Source organism: Pedobacter sp. ASV12 (genome assembly GCF_016429155.1).
Classification (GTDB): Bacteria; Bacteroidota; Bacteroidia; order Sphingobacteriales; family Sphingobacteriaceae; genus Pedobacter.
In genome coordinates, this window is record NZ_JAELUC010000001.1 from 38,061 (window position 1) to 56,953 (window position 18,893).

General features: G+C 47.2%; 11 protein-coding genes. 9 read left to right on the top strand and 2 right to left on the bottom strand.

The window, feature by feature from the left end:
* Positions 1-163 precede the first annotated feature (163 nt).
* Both JHD69_RS00185 and JHD69_RS00190 read right to left on the bottom strand, forming a co-directional pair.
* The gene (locus JHD69_RS00185; RefSeq protein ID WP_199136054.1) at positions 164-1,003 is read right to left on the bottom strand and encodes a hypothetical protein; all 840 of its coding nucleotides are present in this window, start codon (positions 1,001-1,003) and stop codon (positions 164-166) included.
* Between the two features lie 204 nt (positions 1,004-1,207).
* The gene (locus tag JHD69_RS00190) at positions 1,208-2,965 is read right to left on the bottom strand and encodes a hypothetical protein (RefSeq protein WP_199136056.1); all 1,758 of its coding nucleotides are present in this window, start codon (positions 2,963-2,965) and stop codon (positions 1,208-1,210) included.
* A gap of 142 nt (positions 2,966-3,107) precedes the next feature.
* Here JHD69_RS00190 and JHD69_RS00195 point away from each other — a divergent pair, with 142 nt between their 5' ends.
* The 9 genes from JHD69_RS00195 (at position 3,108) to JHD69_RS21610 (ending at position 18,892) form a co-directional block, all read left to right on the top strand.
* Positions 3,108-4,646 (top strand): MiaB/RimO family radical SAM methylthiotransferase, encoded by a 1,539-nt coding sequence (locus tag JHD69_RS00195; RefSeq protein ID WP_199136058.1) that lies wholly within the window; start codon positions 3,108-3,110, stop codon positions 4,644-4,646.
* Between the two features lie 101 nt (positions 4,647-4,747).
* Entirely contained in the window at positions 4,748-5,980 is a 1,233-nt protein-coding gene (locus tag JHD69_RS00200; RefSeq protein ID WP_199136060.1) for a sigma-54 interaction domain-containing protein, read from the top strand.
* Between the two features lie 3 nt (positions 5,981-5,983).
* Positions 5,984-6,493, top strand: a complete 510-nt coding sequence (locus JHD69_RS00205) for an LptE family protein (RefSeq protein WP_199136062.1) — start codon at positions 5,984-5,986, stop codon at positions 6,491-6,493.
* Positions 6,494-6,526: 33 nt separating this feature from the next.
* Positions 6,527-7,768: a hypothetical protein gene (locus JHD69_RS00210; RefSeq protein ID WP_199136064.1), complete on the top strand. Its 1,242-nt coding sequence runs from the start codon at positions 6,527-6,529 to the stop codon at positions 7,766-7,768.
* Positions 7,769-7,782: 14 nt separating this feature from the next.
* The gene (gene secG, locus JHD69_RS00215) at positions 7,783-8,148 is read left to right on the top strand and encodes a preprotein translocase subunit SecG (RefSeq protein ID WP_199136071.1); all 366 of its coding nucleotides are present in this window, start codon (positions 7,783-7,785) and stop codon (positions 8,146-8,148) included.
* Between the two features lie 122 nt (positions 8,149-8,270).
* A complete protein-coding gene (locus JHD69_RS00220; protein WP_199136073.1) occupies positions 8,271-8,426 on the top strand; it encodes a hypothetical protein in 156 nt (51 codons plus the stop codon).
* A gap of 206 nt (positions 8,427-8,632) precedes the next feature.
* Entirely contained in the window at positions 8,633-8,923 is a 291-nt protein-coding gene (locus JHD69_RS00225) for a co-chaperone GroES (RefSeq protein WP_199136075.1), read from the top strand.
* Between the two features lie 94 nt (positions 8,924-9,017).
* Complete coding sequence (gene groL, locus JHD69_RS00230; protein ID WP_199136077.1) at positions 9,018-10,658, top strand: chaperonin GroEL; 1,641 nt, start codon at positions 9,018-9,020, stop codon at positions 10,656-10,658.
* 152 nt (positions 10,659-10,810) lie between these two features.
* Positions 10,811-18,892 (top strand): PKD domain-containing protein, encoded by an 8,082-nt coding sequence (locus JHD69_RS21610; protein WP_199136079.1) that lies wholly within the window; start codon positions 10,811-10,813, stop codon positions 18,890-18,892.
* Position 18,893 lies beyond the last annotated feature (1 nt).

The window sequence follows — 18,893 nt, forward strand, 5'->3', positions numbered from 1 at the left end:
CCCAATATACAAGAAACCGATTGATTTTATACTAACATTAGCTTTCTTCATGGCTTTCGCAACTGAAGAACGGCAACAAACGCAACAAAAGATCAACAATGCTCCTTTCAGAAAAACAAAGGCAATTAAGATTGAGTTTAAACTCAAAATTAGTTCTCTGGATTTACCTCGCCTCTTGTTCAGCAGCAGTATTAATAGATGCAGAGGCACGTGTCGATATAAACAATTTGCTAAAGAACCTTATAACAGCGTAGAGAGTTGTACCCAAGAAAGAAAATACCCCAATAAAATTACCATATCTGTCCCACCAATGAGTCCCTTCCGCTGTCAGGATAAACTCTGGAAATAAATCGGCTATTTTTAATGGTGACAAACCAAATATAATCCAAAGCAAGCTATACCCGATACAAATTGACTTTATTGTTTTGACTAGCCTTAGACTCTGCGGATTATTGTCTTGGGCTTTAATTTGAAAATAAATTACCTGGGCACACATAAAAAGAGAAAAAAGGACGGTTGACAAAATAGCAGGCCAATTTATATAACTGAGAAAATCTTCACTCGCTGTAAGCTGTTCATCTAACTCTCTGAATAAGGCATTAACTTTTTGTTGATCTGTTCCATTTATTGATAAACTACGATCATAAGAAGTAAATTTAAGGTAAATTGAACTGATTGGCTGATATAGGTCCAAATAATTAATGCGTAAACTCGTATAATCCTTGCCGTCAAGATCTAACTTTTCAATCTGGGAGAAATCGTTTAGTGTTTGAGATTCACTATTGCGCCCTATTTCACAGGAGATACTGTATCTCCTAGATAAACCAGTACTGTCTAGTGAATTCCCTTTATGATAGTATTTTATAGATTTGATCAGTTTGTCAAACCCCTCTTTCGTGAGAGTTAGTCGTTCGTAGCTTTTAGCTCGCTCGAACTGTACAGCATCCTGTGCGTATGCAAAAACGCTTAAGATTAGTAGAAAAAATATGAGCGTTTTTTTCATGGGCGTTAATATGATTATTGCAAATCTAGTAGATAAACTCAGTTTTTTTAAAATATAATTTCCAACATAAGTATAGATGAATATTCTGGATTGCACCCGCAACTTATAAATTTACACGATTTGTCCTTACTTTCGTTATTGTTCACAAACCCACCAAAAAAAGACAATGGATCTAGCGTCAAGGCGATTTCTTTTAGGATCTTTTTAAGATTTCTTCTTCTTTGGTGTTTCGCGTTCCTTTTTGCTTTGCGCTTTGGGAGGCCCCGATTTGGGGTTCGGCATTTTTTTCATCGGTACAATGCCAATGCCCACGGTTTCCCGCATGCCCAAGAAAACACTTTTCCACATCAGGTTAAAAAAAGATGCCTGGGGTACCCTTTCATAAGCAATTTTTGCCGTTCTTCCTGCTTCGCCTTTACTCGGATTGTCGTTCTTAATGAGCAAGGCATTGGCCAGAAAAGAAAGCAAGCCCTTTTCTTTTTTCTGCCCTTCATCATCCTTTTTCAAAAGTTTGACCTTCAAATCGGTATAATAAAAGCGCATGTTGCCGCTCGATCGCCTCACATTGGCATGGACAGCGAAATCCACCTTTTGCACCTGACCGCTTTCAATTTCGATCAACCCTAGTGATTTAGACAGCGGGTTAAGCACCTGCAGGTTGAATGGCCCCACAGTTCCGGTATAGTCAAAAGCAGCATCGGCAGCATTCAGGTCGAAATCTATCTTCACGTTCATTTTGCCCTTGCCCATCACATAAGTGGTTAAATTGGCCAGCGCATGGCCATGGGTAAGCAACCTGGTCGAGTCGTTGGTGACGTTTAGGATACGTCCCCCCAGGTTTTCGAGCCTTACCGTACCCCGTTCTTGGGCCTGCGGATTGTATTCGGTATAAGCTACATCAACTTGGTTTATTTGCAGGGTGTCGACCAAAGTTTGGATGGGTAAGCGCTTGATGGCCACATGCGGATAGTTGCGGCCCTTGTCAAAATTAGGTGGAGGCAGTTCGCGGTTCATAAACACGCCCACTTTTGCCGGACCAAGCTCCAGTTTTTTAACATGCAGTTCGCCATCGTTATTCAGCCCAACAAAATCGATTCCGCTTAGGTTTATTGCTTTAAAATTTAAATCGTAGCGGTCTTTCTGTTCCTTGTACATCCGGCTAAAGGCCAAATCGGGGTACCTGGGTATTACTTTGAGGCCTCTTATCTTTAAAGTCTTTTTGCTGATGGAACCTTCCAAAGTATCGAGTTTGAGTGTATACATTTTGTCTTTGGTAACAGACTGATAGCCATTCAGCGCAAAACCCATATCCTTGGCATAAAAAACGCGGGTGCTATCTTGGTCGGCCAGCGAATCAATCAGTACATCGCGCACATTAACGGTCAGGTGCTCAATGGCATTAAGCTTTTTGGTGCCGTTGTAATAATCGAAATCGGCATCAACAATCCTGATACTGCCAATCCTGATAGACCTGATGCTTTTCGAAAGCTGCTGATAAAGCGTCCGGTCGTCCTTTTTCGCTTCACGCTTGGCCACTTTATGGTAAATCATGTCGATAGAAGGATGATCGAGCACAATCGCATTCATTTTGATTTTTTTGTTAAAATAGGCACCCAAAATACCTACCCTGCTCAGTTTCAGGTGCGCCAGCTTGATCCTGAACAAATGCGTAGGCGCCTTCTTTTGCAGTTTGAGCTGGTTGTATACATTGGTATCGGGGCTGAGCGTAATGCTGTCGAGCACCGCATTGCCACTGATCAGGTTGAGGTGGACATCCTTAAAATCGATGTGGTATAATTGATTGGAGGCTTCGGCCACGCCTGCTTTGAGCTTGGTGCTGAGCAGGGGCTTCCATTTTTGTCCGAGGTAAATGGCGGCGCCGCCCAACAATACAATGAGCACAAGCAATACGCCGCCCGCCCACCAGGCTATTTTTTTGAAGTTGCGTTTTTTAGTCGGCATAATCTGTTTTTATCCTTATCTAATACAACAAACAGCACCATATTGTTTGCCAATTGTAAGGAGAGCCGATTTTTAGGCTGACAATTTGTCATTTATAAATTATATTTTGTATTTTTGATGCCCTTAATTTTGATAATTACTGATGATAGATTTACAGCTTAGCGACAAGAAACACGACGAAGAACGCCAGGGAGAAGCCTTGTTACTGGAAAGCCAGCAAAAGGGCGACGGCAGGAAACTGTATATTGAAAGCTACGGCTGCCAGATGAATTTTGCCGACAGCGAAATTGTGGCTTCGATTTTGGCCGATACCGGCTTCGAAACCACCGGCGACTACCATCAGGCGGATGTGATTTTTATCAATACCTGCTCCATCCGCGAAAATGCCGAACAGCGCGTACGCAATCGCCTGTCGCAGTTTGGTGTCGAAAAAAGAAGAAACCCCAAGCTGATTGTGGGCGTTTTAGGCTGCATGGCCGAACGGTTGAAAGCCAAGTTTCTGGAAGAAGAAAAGCTGGTTGACGTGGTAGTAGGCCCCGATGCCTACCGCGACTTGCCACAACTGATCAATCAGGTAGAAGATGGCCGCAAAGCGGTAAACGTCATCCTTTCCCGCGAAGAAACTTATGCTGATATTAGTCCGGTTCGTTTAACTGGCAATGGCATCACGGCCTTTATTTCGATTATGCGGGGTTGCGACAACATGTGTTCGTTCTGCGTAGTACCTTTTACCCGTGGCCGCGAACGGAGCCGCGATCCTTTTTCTATTGTAGCCGAAGCCCAGGATTTGTTTGACAGAGGCTATCGCGAAGTAACCCTCTTGGGCCAAAACGTCGATTCGTACCGCTGGAGCAAGGCCCAACCGGCCAAAGCCACCGCTACCGACCTAGCCGACGAAATGAACACCCTAACCGGCGACGCTTTGTTGGAGGCCTTGATCAACAAAACAGATTTACCGGCAACCATGGCCAAAGCCAGTGGCGATGAGGTAGATGCCGTTAACTTTGCGCAGCTGCTGACCATGGTGGCCGCCATCAGCCCCGATTTAAGGGTTCGCTTCTCTACGTCGCATCCTAAAGACATTACCGACGAGGTTCTCTATACCATTGCCAAGCACGATAACATCTGCAACTACATCCATTTGCCGGTGCAATCGGGCAATTCGAGGATTTTGGCGCTGATGAACCGCACCTATACCCGCGAATGGTACATGGAACGTATCGATGCCATCCGCAGGATTATTCCGGGTTGCGCCATTTCATCGGATATCATTGCCGGCTTCTGCACCGAAACCGAAGAAGAGCATCAGGATACCTTGAGCATTATGCATTATGCCCGGTATAATTTTGCCTATACCTTCTCTTATTCGGAGCGCCCGGGAACCTTGGCGGCACGTAAATACACAGACGATGTACCTGAAGACGTGAAAGCCCGTCGCCTGGCCGAGATCTTCAAAAAACAACAGGAAGATTCATTGGCTTGTTTAGAGGAATTCGTTGGCAAAACCGTTAAGGTGCTGATTGAAGGCTTCTCTAAAAAATCGGATAAGGAATACCGCGGCCGCAACGACGAGAACGCCATGGTCGTTTTCCCGGTTAGCGATTCGGTAAAACCAGGCGAATACGCCAACGTTTACATCGAAAGCTGTACCTCGGCCACTTTAATAGGTCGAATTGCTTAGATACAGTTGGCAGTATGAGGCTGTAAAAAATTAGATTAAAGGTAGAGCGATGGACAAGAGACAGGTCTCAAATCTCATATCTCACATCTCAATACTAAAGAATGGATATACAAGACATTAAAAACAGGTTCGGTATCATCGGCAATTCGCCTTTGCTTAACCGGGCCATAGATATTGCCAGGCAAGTTGCCCCAACCGACATGTCGGTATTGATTACCGGCGAAAGCGGCAGCGGCAAGGAAGTTTTCTCGCACATTATTCACCAGATGAGCACCCGCAAACATGGTGCTTTTATTGCGGTAAACTGCGGTGCCATACCCGAAGGAACCATTGATTCTGAATTATTTGGCCATGAAAAAGGCTCTTTTACCGGCGCACATGAAGCCCGCAAAGGCTATTTTGAAGTAGCCAACGGCGGTACCATTTTTTTAGATGAAGTAGCCGAATTGCCCTTGGGCACCCAGGCGCGTTTGCTACGCGTGCTCGAAAGCGGCGAGTACCTGCGCGTAGGCTCCTCTAAGGTGCAAAAAACCGATGTGCGCATTATCGCGGCCACCAACGTCGACGTGTACAATCAGGTAAAATCGGGCAAGTTTCGCGAAGATTTGTATTACCGCTTAAACACCGTGCCTTTACGCATTCCGGCGCTCCACGAACGCAAAGAGGATGTTTACCTGCTTTTCCGCAAGTTTGCAGCCGATTTTAGCGACAAATACCGCAGTCCGGGCATACAGCTGGAACCAGATGCCGTCCAAATGCTGAGCAACTACAGCTGGCCGGGAAATGTGAGGCAGCTGAAAAATATTGCGGAGCAGATCTGCGTTTTAGAGAAAGACAGAAACGTAACCGCCCAGGCATTGCTCAAATACATACCCAACGAACAGGCCAACAACCTGCCTATGGCCATTAATGGCAGCAGCAAAGAAGATTTTTCGGAAAGGGATATCTTGTACAAAGTGCTGTTCGATATGAAGAAAGACATGGTAGAGCTGAAAAAACTGGTTGCCGAAATCATCCAGAATGGCGGCAACACGGCACACATCGTAGCCGATAACCCGCAGTACATCAACCAATTGTACCAGGATGTAGACCTGCAGCCGCTGAGCAGCGAACCTACCCTAACCATTAAACATCCAACTAATAGTATTCCTTCCGATTTCAACTACGCGCACGATGCGGAGGAAGTAGAAGAGTCGCTATCGCTGGTTGACAAGGAATCAGACCTGATCAAAAAAGCGCTAAAGAAACATAAGGGCAAACGCAAGTTTGCGGCACAGGAACTGGGCATTTCGGAGCGTACTTTATACAGAAAAATCAAAGAATTAAATCTCTAGGCTATGAAAAAACTCATTTTCTTTTTGGTGGTACTGCTGGTGGCAGGCTGTGGCTACAAGTTTAACGGCGCATCAACCGAGGGATTAAAAACGGTATATGTGAAATATATCGAAAACAATGCGCCTTTGGTAGAGCCTACGCTCAGCCAAACCCTTACCGAAGACCTCAAAGAGCGCATCCGTAACCAAAGCAGGCTGGTTATAACCCAAAACACCGATGCCGACGCGGTATTTGAAGGCCGTATTACAGGTTACGAAATCAAGCCTATTGCCATACAAGACAATACCCGTCCCGTGGCAGGCGCCAACCGTTTAACCATTACGGTGAGCATGAAATATATCAACAACGTAGATACCGGCAAAAGAAAACAAAGTTTTGATGAGGTTTTCACTGCTTTTACCGATTTTTCTTTGTCGGGACAAACCCTTGCTTCGCAACAGCAAAAGCTGATTAAAGAGGTAAACGTAAAGCTTACCGAGAACATTTTTAACCGTGCTTTTGCACAATGGTAAAGGAATTGAACTTTCAATTGTTAACTTAGCTGCATGGAGTTGGACTTAGAAATTAAACAACAATTAGCCGAATTACTTGCAAAACCAACTTTGGTAACGCAGGCACATGTCGCTATGTTGGCCGATTTAACCAAGGCCTATCCCTATTATCAGCCCCTTCACCTGCTCTTGGCTAAAGCCAGTTTGGGCAGCACGGGGCATGAGCACCAGTTGGCTACCGCGGCGCTTTACAACAACGGCAGCTTATTGCATCAAATTATTTACAGACCCGATAGCCTAACCACTACGGCCATTGAGGTGGTTCACCCCCTGAAAGAAGAACAGCCAGCCAGCTTAACCGATGAACAGGAAACCTTTGATGAAATAGCCGAAGTAGCAATGGCACCAGCCGAAATGCCAAGCGACGAACAAGAAACCTTCGACGAAATTGCAGAGCTGGAGACTTTACCAACGCAAGCAAACCCAAGCGAAGAGGAAAGTGCCGAAAACGTGGTGGGGCAACCTGCCGACGAACAGGAAACTTTCGACGAAATAGCCGAACTTGATGCCAGGGAGTTTGCACCAGAGCAGGAAGAAACCGAAGCCGAAGCCGTAGCTAACAACCTAGCTACTGCACCCCAAACAGCCCCTATTGCCAACGACATGGCCATTGGCAGCATTGTGGCTACAGATTTTTTCGCCTTTGAAAAAAACTTTAAAACCGAGCAGGGCGACACCGCAACAACAGCCACCCCGATTGTACAACCCGAAGAATACGACCAAGAAGCCGAAGCGCAAACGGTAAGCAAGTATAACGACGACAAGTTGCCTTACACCTTTTTATGGTGGCTAGCCAAAACGCGCAAAGAACACGAACAGATTTTTCAGCCTTACGTAACGCCTAAAAAAACTGATCCGACACCACTTACCGGCGATTTGCAGCACCAGTATGTAGAGCACATTTTCCATATCCAAACACCGTTCAATGCCAATGAGGCCGGCGACGGCGAAATGGCAGAAAGACCCGCCAACAAGGGTGACGAAATTATCGAGGCATTCATCAAAAGCGAACCTCAGATCGGTCCGCCAAAGCCAGAACAGATCAACAACGAGAACAAGGCCAAGAAAAGCGCCGAAGACAACTATGATCTGGTTTCGGAAACCCTGGCCTCTATTTACATCGAACAAATGCTTTATCACAAGGCGATAGACACTTATGAAAAATTAAGTTTGAAGTTTCCAGAAAAAAGCCGTTACTTTGCCGACCTTATCCAATCTTTAGAAAAGAAAATTTAACAACTTATTTATATATGGTAACCTTTTTAATCATTTTATTAGTTATTTTTTGTGTTGCTTTAGGACTTTTTGTATTGATCCAAAATCCAAAAGGCGGTGGTTTGGCTACCGGAGGCGCAGGCAGCAACATGTTTGGCGTACAACGTACGGGCGACGTTTTAGAAAAAGGCACCTGGATTTTGTTGACCCTGATCGTAGTAGCTTCATTGGCCATTACCAGTATCAGTAAGTCTGGAAGCGGCGTTGCAGGCACTGGCTCTAAAATCGATGAGCAGATCAACAAAGCCGCAACTCCTCCAATTATTGGTGGCAATGCACCTGCAAAATCTACAACTACTCCAGCGGCTACGCCTAAAGCTGGCGACAGTACCAAGAAATAATTTCACTCCATTGAAATAAAAAAAACTCCTGAGCAAACCTCAGGAGTTTTTTTGTCTATAGCCTACACTATTCAAAATTTATTCGGCACTTTTGTGGGCAACCCCAACAAACTACATTAACTATGGATCTTTTTTCACCCGAAATCGGACTAACCGTCTATCAGCTATTTATGGCAGCGGTTTTAGTATTGCCTATCGTTTTTCTCGTGAGGTATTTCAGAAGAAAAAACAGGATTTTGAAGATGAGAGAGCAGGAGCTCAAAGCCAACCAAAAATAGCGGGCATCAATTCGCAGTTTGGCACTTCCTACCTCGGTTTTTCTGCCAGTCTGACACCCCTTAAATCGCTCCGGCAAACCATTCTCTGCCAGTGCGTGCAAATTTGTCAAGCGCAAACAGCTTGGCACAAAAACTGTTCGTTTTATTTTATCGTATTATTGCATACGAGTTAAATTAATTATCAAAACTAAAAATAAAGCGTATTTATGTCATTAAATCTTAAACCAGTTGCCGGCACAGCAAACAGAGTGATTGTTGAACCTGCTGCAGCCGAAGAAAAAACAGCATCGGGAATCTATATTCCGGATACGGCAAAAGAAAAACCATCAAAAGGTACTGTGATTTCAGTTTCTGAAGAAGATTCGGAAGGCAAAAAACCTACTGTAAAAGCCGGAGATGTAGTTATCTATGGTAAATATGGTGGCACTGAGTTTCCTTATAACGGAAAAGATTATCTAATTATGCGTGAAAGCGACATTTACGCAATAGAAGGCTAAGTATTAAATCAAAAAACCAAATCATTAATTAAGTATGTTTTGAGTGAGACATCCCGTCTCAAATCTCCATACTCCTATCTCAAATCTAGTAATAATGGCAAAACAAGTAAAATATAACGTTGAAGCACGCGACTCGCTGAAAAGAGGCGTCGATATTTTGGCAAACGCAGTAAAAGTAACCTTAGGTCCCAAAGGCCGTAACGTAATCATCGACAAAAAATTCGGTTCTCCGGCAATCACTAAAGACGGTGTAACCGTAGCCAAGGAAATCGAATTGAAAGATCCCATCGAAAACATGGGTGCGCAAATGGTCAAAGAAGTAGCTTCTAAAACCGCTGATATTGCCGGTGATGGAACCACTACCGCTACCGTTTTGGCGCAGGCTATCGTAACTGCAGGTATTAAAAACGTAGCGGCCGGCGCTAATCCAATGGATTTGAAACGCGGTATCGACAAAGCTGTTGCGGCTGTAGTAGAGAACTTGAAAAAACAATCTCAATCGGTTGGCGACGACAACAACAAAATCAAACAAGTAGGCTCTATCTCTGCCAACAACGACGAAGTAATCGGCGCGCTGATTGCAGAAGCGATGAAAAAAGTAGGCAAAGATGGCGTAATCACTGTTGAAGAAGCAAAAGGTACCGAAACCGAAGTGAAAACCGTAGAAGGTATGCAGTTTGACAGAGGCTACCTTTCTCCATATTTCGTAACTAATGCCGACAAAATGGAAGCCGAATTGGATAATCCTTTCATTTTGATCTACGACAAAAAAATCAGCAACATGAAAGAATTGTTGCCTGTGTTGGAAAAAACCGTACAAACCGGCAAACCATTAGTGATCATTTCTGAAGACTTGGATGGCGAAGCTTTGGCTACCTTGGTTGTTAACAAAATCCGTGGTTCGTTGAAAGTGGTTGCAGTTAAAGCACCTGGTTTCGGCGACAGAAGAAAAGCTATGTTGGAAGACATCGCTATCTTAACCGGCGGTATCGTAATCTCGGAAGAAAGAGGCTACAAATTGGAAAATGCAGACTTGACCTACTTGGGTTCGGCCGAGAAAGTAGTTGTTGACAAAGACAACACCACCATCATCAACGGTGCAGGCCAGTCAGAAGATATCAAAGCCCGTGTAGGCCAGATCAAAGCTCAAATCGAAACTACTACTTCTGATTACGACAAAGAAAAACTGCAAGAACGTTTAGCTAAGCTTTCGGGCGGTGTTGCCGTATTGTATGTAGGCGCCGCTTCTGAAGTAGAAATGAAAGAGAAAAAAGACCGTGTTGACGATGCTTTGCACGCCACACGCGCCGCTGTTGAAGAAGGTATTGTTGCAGGTGGTGGCGTAGCCTTCATCCGTGCGGTAGCTTCGTTAACTGATCTAAAAGGTGCCAACGAAGACGAAACCACCGGTATCGCCATCGTGAAACGCGCCATCGAAGAGCCATTGCGTCAAATCTGCGAAAATGCAGGTATCGAAGGTTCTATCGTGGTACAAAAAGTAAAAGAGGGCAAAGACGACTTCGGTTACAATGCCCGTACCGATGTTTACGAAAACCTGATTGGTGCCGGTGTAATCGACCCAACTAAGGTAAGTCGTGTGGCTTTAGAAAATGCCGCTTCTATCGCAGCCATGTTGTTGACAACAGAGGTTGTTTTAGCCGACGATCCGGAAGAAGCTCCTGCTGGTGCAGGTATGCCTCCAATGGGCGGTGGCGGCATGGGCGGCATGATGTAATCAACTGCGCCATAAACACATAGCTCAATAGCTAAGAATCCCTCACAACCAATGGTTGTGAGGGATTCTTTTTGCAATAGATTCAGCAATAAAATAAAGCGAGTAATCTCTTTTTCTCTTTATATTTACCATACCTATTGTTGTTATTTACTGTGAAGAGAATACGTTTACTGCTCATTGGCCTCTTGTGCGTGGTAGCCAGCTCTGCCTTTGCGCAGCTGACCATTAACGCCGTAGACCCTGGCCCATACACACCGGGCAGTACCCTAGCTGCTACATTTACCATCGACCCCAGCACGGCTTGTATTGCGCAGACGAATGTTTTTCAGCTCTACCTATCGGATGCTTCTGGCGATTTTACGGCAGAGACTCTCATCGGAACCTACAGCAGCTTTTACAGCACCTTTGTCAATGGCGTTTTGCCCAGCCCCTTGGCAGCTGGAACAGGCTACCGGGTAAGAATAAAGGCCAGTTCAAACGCTGCACTTGTTTCAGCTCCCTCGGCTCCTTTTGAAGTGAGGGCCGGCACACCGGTTGCGGCCAAGCTCATTTCCAATAAAATACTCGATAGCTCCAAAGATGCTTTCGGTTTTTGCTCGGCCCAAAGCGGTTCGGCCGCCGATGTGCTCCTGAGCAACCAATCAACCGCCGGAACAACCACCATCAGCCTCACGCACGAACTCAACCATACCACCACCACTATTCCTGTTACCACCCAAACTACTTTTAATGCAGACCGAACCCATTATACGGCTGTTACAAGGGTAATAACCGCCGATGGCAATGTAGCTACCCGCGCCTATTTCATCATTAACAACGAAGTAATTACGGCTTTTTCTACTACCGGAAACAATACGGTTTGCTTGCCGGGAGGCGCCCTCACCTACCTGATCAACGCGTCGTCGGTTAACGGTATTGGCCGTAACTTTCCGGGCAACACTTACCGCATCAATTGGGGCGATGGTACAGAATCGGTTTACACTTATTGCGATTTAAAAGGCGGTACGGTACAGCACTACTATTCGCAATCTTCTTGCGGACAGAGCTTCAATTCGGGCAGTACCACTATTTACAATGCTTTTGGCATCAACATTCAGGTTGTTAGTCCATTTGCCAACTGTGGCAATATCGGAACCCCGATATCCACTACCGCCAAGGTGATTACCATTACCCAGAATTTTATCAGTGGACCAATATTAGGCTGTACCAACAACAACGTTACTTTTAGCAACACCTCTATTTTAGGACAAGACCCCAACACCAATTCGCCCGGCTGTGCCGATTACAACAGTTTGTTCAACTGGTACGTAGATGGTATTTTGGTAGAGGCCAGCGTACCCAAATCGACTAACCTCAACTACATTTTTACCACCAATGGCCAGCATGTGGTTACCCTCGAATCGATTAGCAATGGCAACTGTACAGCACCTATTGCCAGCCGTACCATTTGTATACAAAATCCGCCACAACCATCGTTTACGCTTACCCCAACCACCATTTGTGTCGGTACAACCTTAAAGCCTGTTAATACTTCGGTGGTTGACGAAAGTTGCAACAACAATACCGTTTACAGTTGGACCGTTTCTCCGGCTACTGGCGTAACCTATGTCAATAGTACCTCGAGCAGCAGCAAAAATCCTGAAATCAACTTTGCCAATCCGGGTACCTACACCATTACCCTCCGCATCAACACGGCAACCTGTACAGCCGTTACTTCGGCTGTGCAAACCGTTACTGTAAACGAGGCGCCTACGGCTGTCTTATCGGCTGATGCCCAGCTTTGTGGCTTAAAGACATTTACCTTCGACAATACCGTTGGCAGTACCACCAGAACCATTTTTACAGGCACCATGATTCCAGAGCCAGTTGGCACTTATACCTGGACGGTTACCTCGGGCAACAGTGGAACCTGGGCTTTCGTTAATGGCACCAATGCCAATACAAAATACCCACAAATCAGGTTCGACAATTTCGATACTTATACGGTTACGGTTACCCATACCAACAATTGCGGCACAGTAAGCGCCAGCCAAAAACTCACTTTTAATACCGCACCGGTTGTCAATGCGGGTCCGGATCAGGCCATTTGCTATAACGATGCGAGCTTTACCTTGGCAGGATCAGTTACTGGAAGCACTTCGAGCCAAACCTGGACAACTACGGGTACGGGCACTTTTTCGCCCAATGCCAATGCTTTAAACGCGACCTACACGCCAAGTGTTGCCGATAAGAATGCCGGAACCGTAACATTAACCTTAACGGCTACTACTACCTTGCCAGCTCCATGTAACTTGGTATCTGATCAGGTGGTATTAACTATAAAGCCAAGGACTTTTGTCAATAGCTTGCCAAGCAAAACCATATGTACCGGCACGGCGGTGGCTTATTCGCCAAGCAGCAATATTGCTGGCGTCACTTTCAGTTGGACAGCCACCGGAGGACCTGGCGCAGGTGGTTTTAGCGCATCGGGTAATGGCGCCACTATTAACGATGTATTAACCAACAGCAATCCTACCACCAACGCCACGGTTACCTATACCATTACGCCAAATGCGAATGGTTGTGCCGGCGATCCTTTTACTTTTACGGTTACGGTTACCCCTAATCCCGTACTTACGGCTACACCCGTTAATGCGAATATCTGTAGCCAGCAAAACGCAGTAATCAACCTCAGTGCTAACCTGGCCAACACCAAATATACCTGGACAAGCACCGCCCAAGCAGGTGTTACGGGCAATACCAACAATGCCACGCCAAGCACTGCCACCAGCATTACCAATACCTTGGTAAACAGCACGCTTGTTCCAAAAACAGTTGATTATATCATCACCCCTATTTCTGCAAATAACTGTCCAGGAACACCTGTTACCGTAACCATTACGGTCGAACCGCAGCCTAGCACACCAAATGCCGGAGCAGATGTAAGCATCTGTAACACGGGGTCTTTTGTATTGCAGGGAAATCAGCCAGCCGTAGGAACCGGAAAATGGACCTTGGTTTCAGGCCAAAGCGGCGTAAGCTTTGTTGACGATACCCAATACAACACCCCAGTAAATGGCTTGGCAGCCGGACAGGTTTATGTATTCAGGTGGACCATTGGCAGCGCGGCAAGCTGTGCTCCAAAATCAGACGATGTTTCCATTACGGTAAACCCGGCCTCTGTGGGTGGCACCGTTGCCGGTAGCACCGCGGTATGTTCGGGAACCAACGGCGGTACGCTTACCTTAAGCGGTCACACAGGCAATGTCATCAGGTGGGAAAGCTCTATCAATGGAGGCACCACCTGGGTAGCCATTGCCAATACCACCACCACACTCAATTATACCAATTTAAATACAACAACACAGTATCGGGCAATTGTTCAAAGTGGCGTTTGTGCACCAGACCCAGCAGTTGCTGCCACCATTACAGTAAGTCCGGCTGTTGTGGCCGCTAATGCGGGTGCAGACCAGGAGCTTTGTAACCAAACCTCAGCTACGCTAACGGCTAATTCTCCTTTGCCAAACACCGGTTTATGGACACAGGCTGGAGGCCCTGCAGGCGCAACTTTTGTTGACGCTACCTCGGCAACCACTCAAGTAAACGGACTTATTCCGGGGCAGATTTATGTCTTTACCTGGACCATTTCGGGCCAGGCTCCTTGTCCGCCAAGTACCGATGAGGTACAAATCAAAATCAACCTCCCTTCTGATGGGGGCACTACTGCCGGAAGCGCTTCGGTTTGCTCGGGCAGCAGCTCAGGCCAAATTACTTTAAGCGGACAGCTTGGCAATGTAGTGAGATGGGAAATTTCTACCAACGGAGGTACTACTTGGCAAACCGTTAACAATACCACCACTGCCATCAATTATAGCAACCTTACCACTACGACCCAATACCGCGCTGTGGTGAAAAACGGAACCTGCGCCGAAGCCAATTCGGCCATAAGCACCATCACGGTAAATCCAGCTGTAGCGACAGCCAACGCAGGCACTTCGCAAGAACTTTGCAACCAAACCACGACCACCTTGGCAGGTAACTCGCCTTTGCCAAATACAGGTTTGTGGACACAGAAATCAGGGCCGGCAGGCGCTGTTTTTGCAGATGCCACCTTGCCTAACACCCAAGTAACCGGGTTGATCCCGGGACAAACTTATGTCTTTACCTGGACCATTTCGGGCCAGGCACCATGTCCGCCAAGTTCGAGCGATGTCCAAGTACAAGTTAACCTGCCTTCCGATGGCGGCGTTACCACCGGAAGCACATCGGTTTGCTCGGGTAGCGGTTCTGGACAAATTACGGTGAGCGGACAAGTAGGCAGCGTGGTCAGATGGGAAAGCTCAACCGATGGCGGTGCCACTTGGCAAATTATCAATAGCACTGCAACCAGCATCAACTATAGCAACCTCACCGCTACAACCCAATACCGCGCCGTGGTGCGCAACGGCAATTGCGCAACGGCCAATTCAACCATCAGTACCATCACCGTAAATCCGGGTTCTATTTCGGCTAATGCCGGTCCAGACCAAGAGCTTTGCAACCAGACCTCGACTACCTTGGCAGGTAACTCGCCACAAACTCAAACCGGATTGTGGACCCAGGTTTCTGGTTCGGCGGTAACCTTTGCCGATGCTTCCCTTTACAACACCCAGGTATCAGGCCTTATTCCTGGCCAAACCTATGTTTTCAGATGGACCATAAACGGTTTGGCTCCTTGTCCACCTAGCATGGACGATATGCAGGTTAAAGTCAACCTGCCTTCCGATGGCGGCGCTACTGCAGGAAGCACCGCCGTTTGCTCGGGGAGTGGCAACGGCAGCATAACCTTGAGCGGACAGGTGGGAACAATCCAGGGCTGGGAGCAGTCGACCGACGGTGGCACCACGTGGAGCCCAATCAATAACACCACCGGCAGCGTGGCCTACAGCAACCTGACCATCACCACGCAATACCGCGCCATCGTTAAAAATGGCAATTGCGCCCCGGCTTATTCAACCGTAGCCACCATCACGGTAAATCCAGGTTCTATTTCGGCCAATGCCGGTCCAAACCAAGAACTTTGCAACCAAACCTCGACCACCTTGGCAGGCAACTCGCCACAAACTCAAAGTGGCTTGTGGGCACAAACTGGCGGACCTGCAGGCGCTTCCTTTGCCGATGCTAACCTGTACAATACGCAGGTATCAGGCCTTATTCCTGGCAACACCTATACCTTTACGTGGACCATTTCTGGCCTGGCGCCTTGTCCGCCAAGTTCGGCAAGCGTAACCATTAAAGTCAACCTGCCTTCCGATGGCGGCGCTACTGCAGGAAGCACCGCCGTTTGCTCGGGGAGTGGCAACGGCAGCATAACCTTGAGCGGACAGGTGGGAACGATCCAGGGCTGGGAGCAGTCGACCGACGGTGGCACCACGTGGAGCCCAATCAATAACACCACCGGTAGCGTGGCCTACAGCAACCTGACCATCACCACGCAATACCGCGCCATCGTTAAAAATGGCAATTGTGCACCGGCTTACTCAACGGTGGCCACCATTACAGTAAACCAGGCGGTGGCACAGGCCAATGCAGGCTCAGACCAAACCTTGTGCAATAGCTCGTCTATTACATTGCAAGGCAATTCGCCATTAACCAATATCGGCCAATGGACGCTTACCTCAGGGCAGACTGGCGTTACTTTTGCCGATGCTTCGCAATACAATACGCAGGTAAACGGCCTGGTAGGTGGCCAAACCTATACTTTCCGATGGACCATTTCTGGCTCGGCACCATGTCCGTCTACTAACGACGAAGTAGTCATCACCAATTTGGCACCGCTCACCAATACCAATATCACAACACCTTTTTCTACAGCCTGCAACGGCCAAGTAATTACCTTGGCCGGTAACGTGCCAAGCGGAGGCAATGGCACTTATACCTATGTTTGGGAAAGCAGCAACAATGGCGGAGCCACATGGACTACAATCAATGGTCAAACCAGTCCAAGTTTAACCATTACGGTAAATGCCAGCTTATCGTATCGCCGAACTGTAAACAGTGGCAATTGCAGCGCCATCAGCAATGTATTGCAGCTTACTGCGCTGCCAGCCATTGCCAACAATAGCATTTCGGCTGATCATGCCATTTGTGTGGGCACCAACGCTACGCCAATAAGCGGTTCGCAACCAACAGGCGGTGACGGCAACAACTATACCTATGGCTGGGAACAAAGCACAGACAATGGGGCTACCTGGACAGCCATTATTGGTGCCAATGGAAAAGATTATGTACCGGGAGCAATTACCCAGACCACTTCTTATCGCCGATTGGTAAGCAGCAGCGCTTGCGCAGGTGCTTTACAGCATATCAGCAATGTGGTTAAGGTTACCGTTAACCCAAATGCCAAGGCCGAGTTTAGCTTTACCCGCGATTTGGACTGCTTTCCTTTTGCAATCAATGCCAGCAACGTAAAAGCAACAGCCTACCCCGACCGCAATGCCACCTATACCTGGTATGCCGACAATGTAGTTATTGGTACTGGGATCAACTTCCCGGGCTACACCATTGCTACCGAAAATACGGCAGTTGTGATTAAATTGGTAGCCACCAGCAGTTTGGGCTGCAGCCAGGACGAAATGAGCCACACTTTCCGCACCCGACCAAACATTTTGGCCACGTTCACGCCATCGGCGGTAAATGGTTGTGGGCCGTTGGATGTCGATTTTACCAATACTTCCAACACTTTAACCGGCGTAACCTTCGAATGGCGGGTTAACAATGTAATTGCCGGTACATCGGCCGATTTCCGCTATCGGTTTGATGCCGACCCTTTTGGCGAAGACAAGGACTACACGGTAATCCTCACTATAACTGGGCCTTGCGGAAAATCGGTTTCGGCGCCACAAAAAATAACCGTTTATGGTACGCCGATCGCCACCGGCACACCAGACAAAACGCGTGGATGCTCGCCGTTTACCGTTAATTTCAGAAATACGTCGCCAGGCTCTACCAACACCTATACCTACGAAATTGACGGGGTGATTGTCAACGGCCCAAGTACCAGCAAGACCGATTTCCCTTATACCTTCACCACCGATGTAGTTAGAACATACAAAGTAAAAGTAACAGCCACCAACACATGCGGCACCGATACGAGGGAATATGTAATCGTGGTTTCGCCAAATACCATCAAACCAGGTTTTACCGTTGATGGCAATAAGCTCAGGGGATGCGCACCTTTCGACGTCGACTTCACCAACAGTACGGTAGGTGCCAGTCAGTATGTGTACAATTTTGAACCTGGCCAATCGGCTGAGATTTCTGTCAATAACCGTCCAGAAATTAAGCATCATCGATTTGACAAACCAGGAACCTATGTGGTAACGATGCTGGCCACCAACGATTGTTCTACTGCACCGGTACAAACCGTTACTATTACCGTCGATCCGCAGCCCGTAGCGGCGTTCAGCGCCAACCTAACCATTGGTTGCGACGGCTTGGCCGTTAAGTTTACCAATACCAGCAAGGATGCCATCGGTTATGTATGGGATTTCGGCGACGGGTCGCCAACTTCTACCGAAGTAGCCCCTACCCACGTGTACAAGGGCAGCGCTCGAAACTACACGGTTAAGCTTACCGCCATCAATAGCCTGGGTTGTCCAACTACCGAAGAAAAAGTAGATTACATCCGTATCGTTGGTCCGCCAAAGGCAGATTTCTCGATCTCTCCGACCGCGGTAATCAGCATACCGAACTACACATTCAAATTTACCAACGAAAGCAGCAATGGCGCCCAAACCTATAAATGGACTTTTGGTGATGGCGATGCCTCTACCCTCAAAGATCCAGCACATACCTACTTGGATACGGGCCGTTTCTTGGTTACCTTAAGAACCTACAACGAACAGGGTTGTGTAGACAGCATCCAAAAATATGTACACATTATGGGCATACCCGGCTATGTTTATGTACCAAACTCGTTTATGCCGGGTGGCACCAACGTTCCGTTGCAAAAATTCATAGCTGTGGGCGCAGGCATCAAATCTTGGAAAATGTCGGTCTTCAATAAATGGGGACAGGTACTTTGGGAAACCACCAAACTCGAAGATGGCAAGCCTGTTGAAGGATGGGATGGCACCTACAACAACGTGGCCCAGCCACAGGGAATCTACTTCTGGAAAATAGAGGTGCAGCTCATCAATGGTACCGAATGGAAAGGCGTAACCTACGATAAATCGGCACCGAAACGAACGGGCGAAATATATTTAATACGATGAT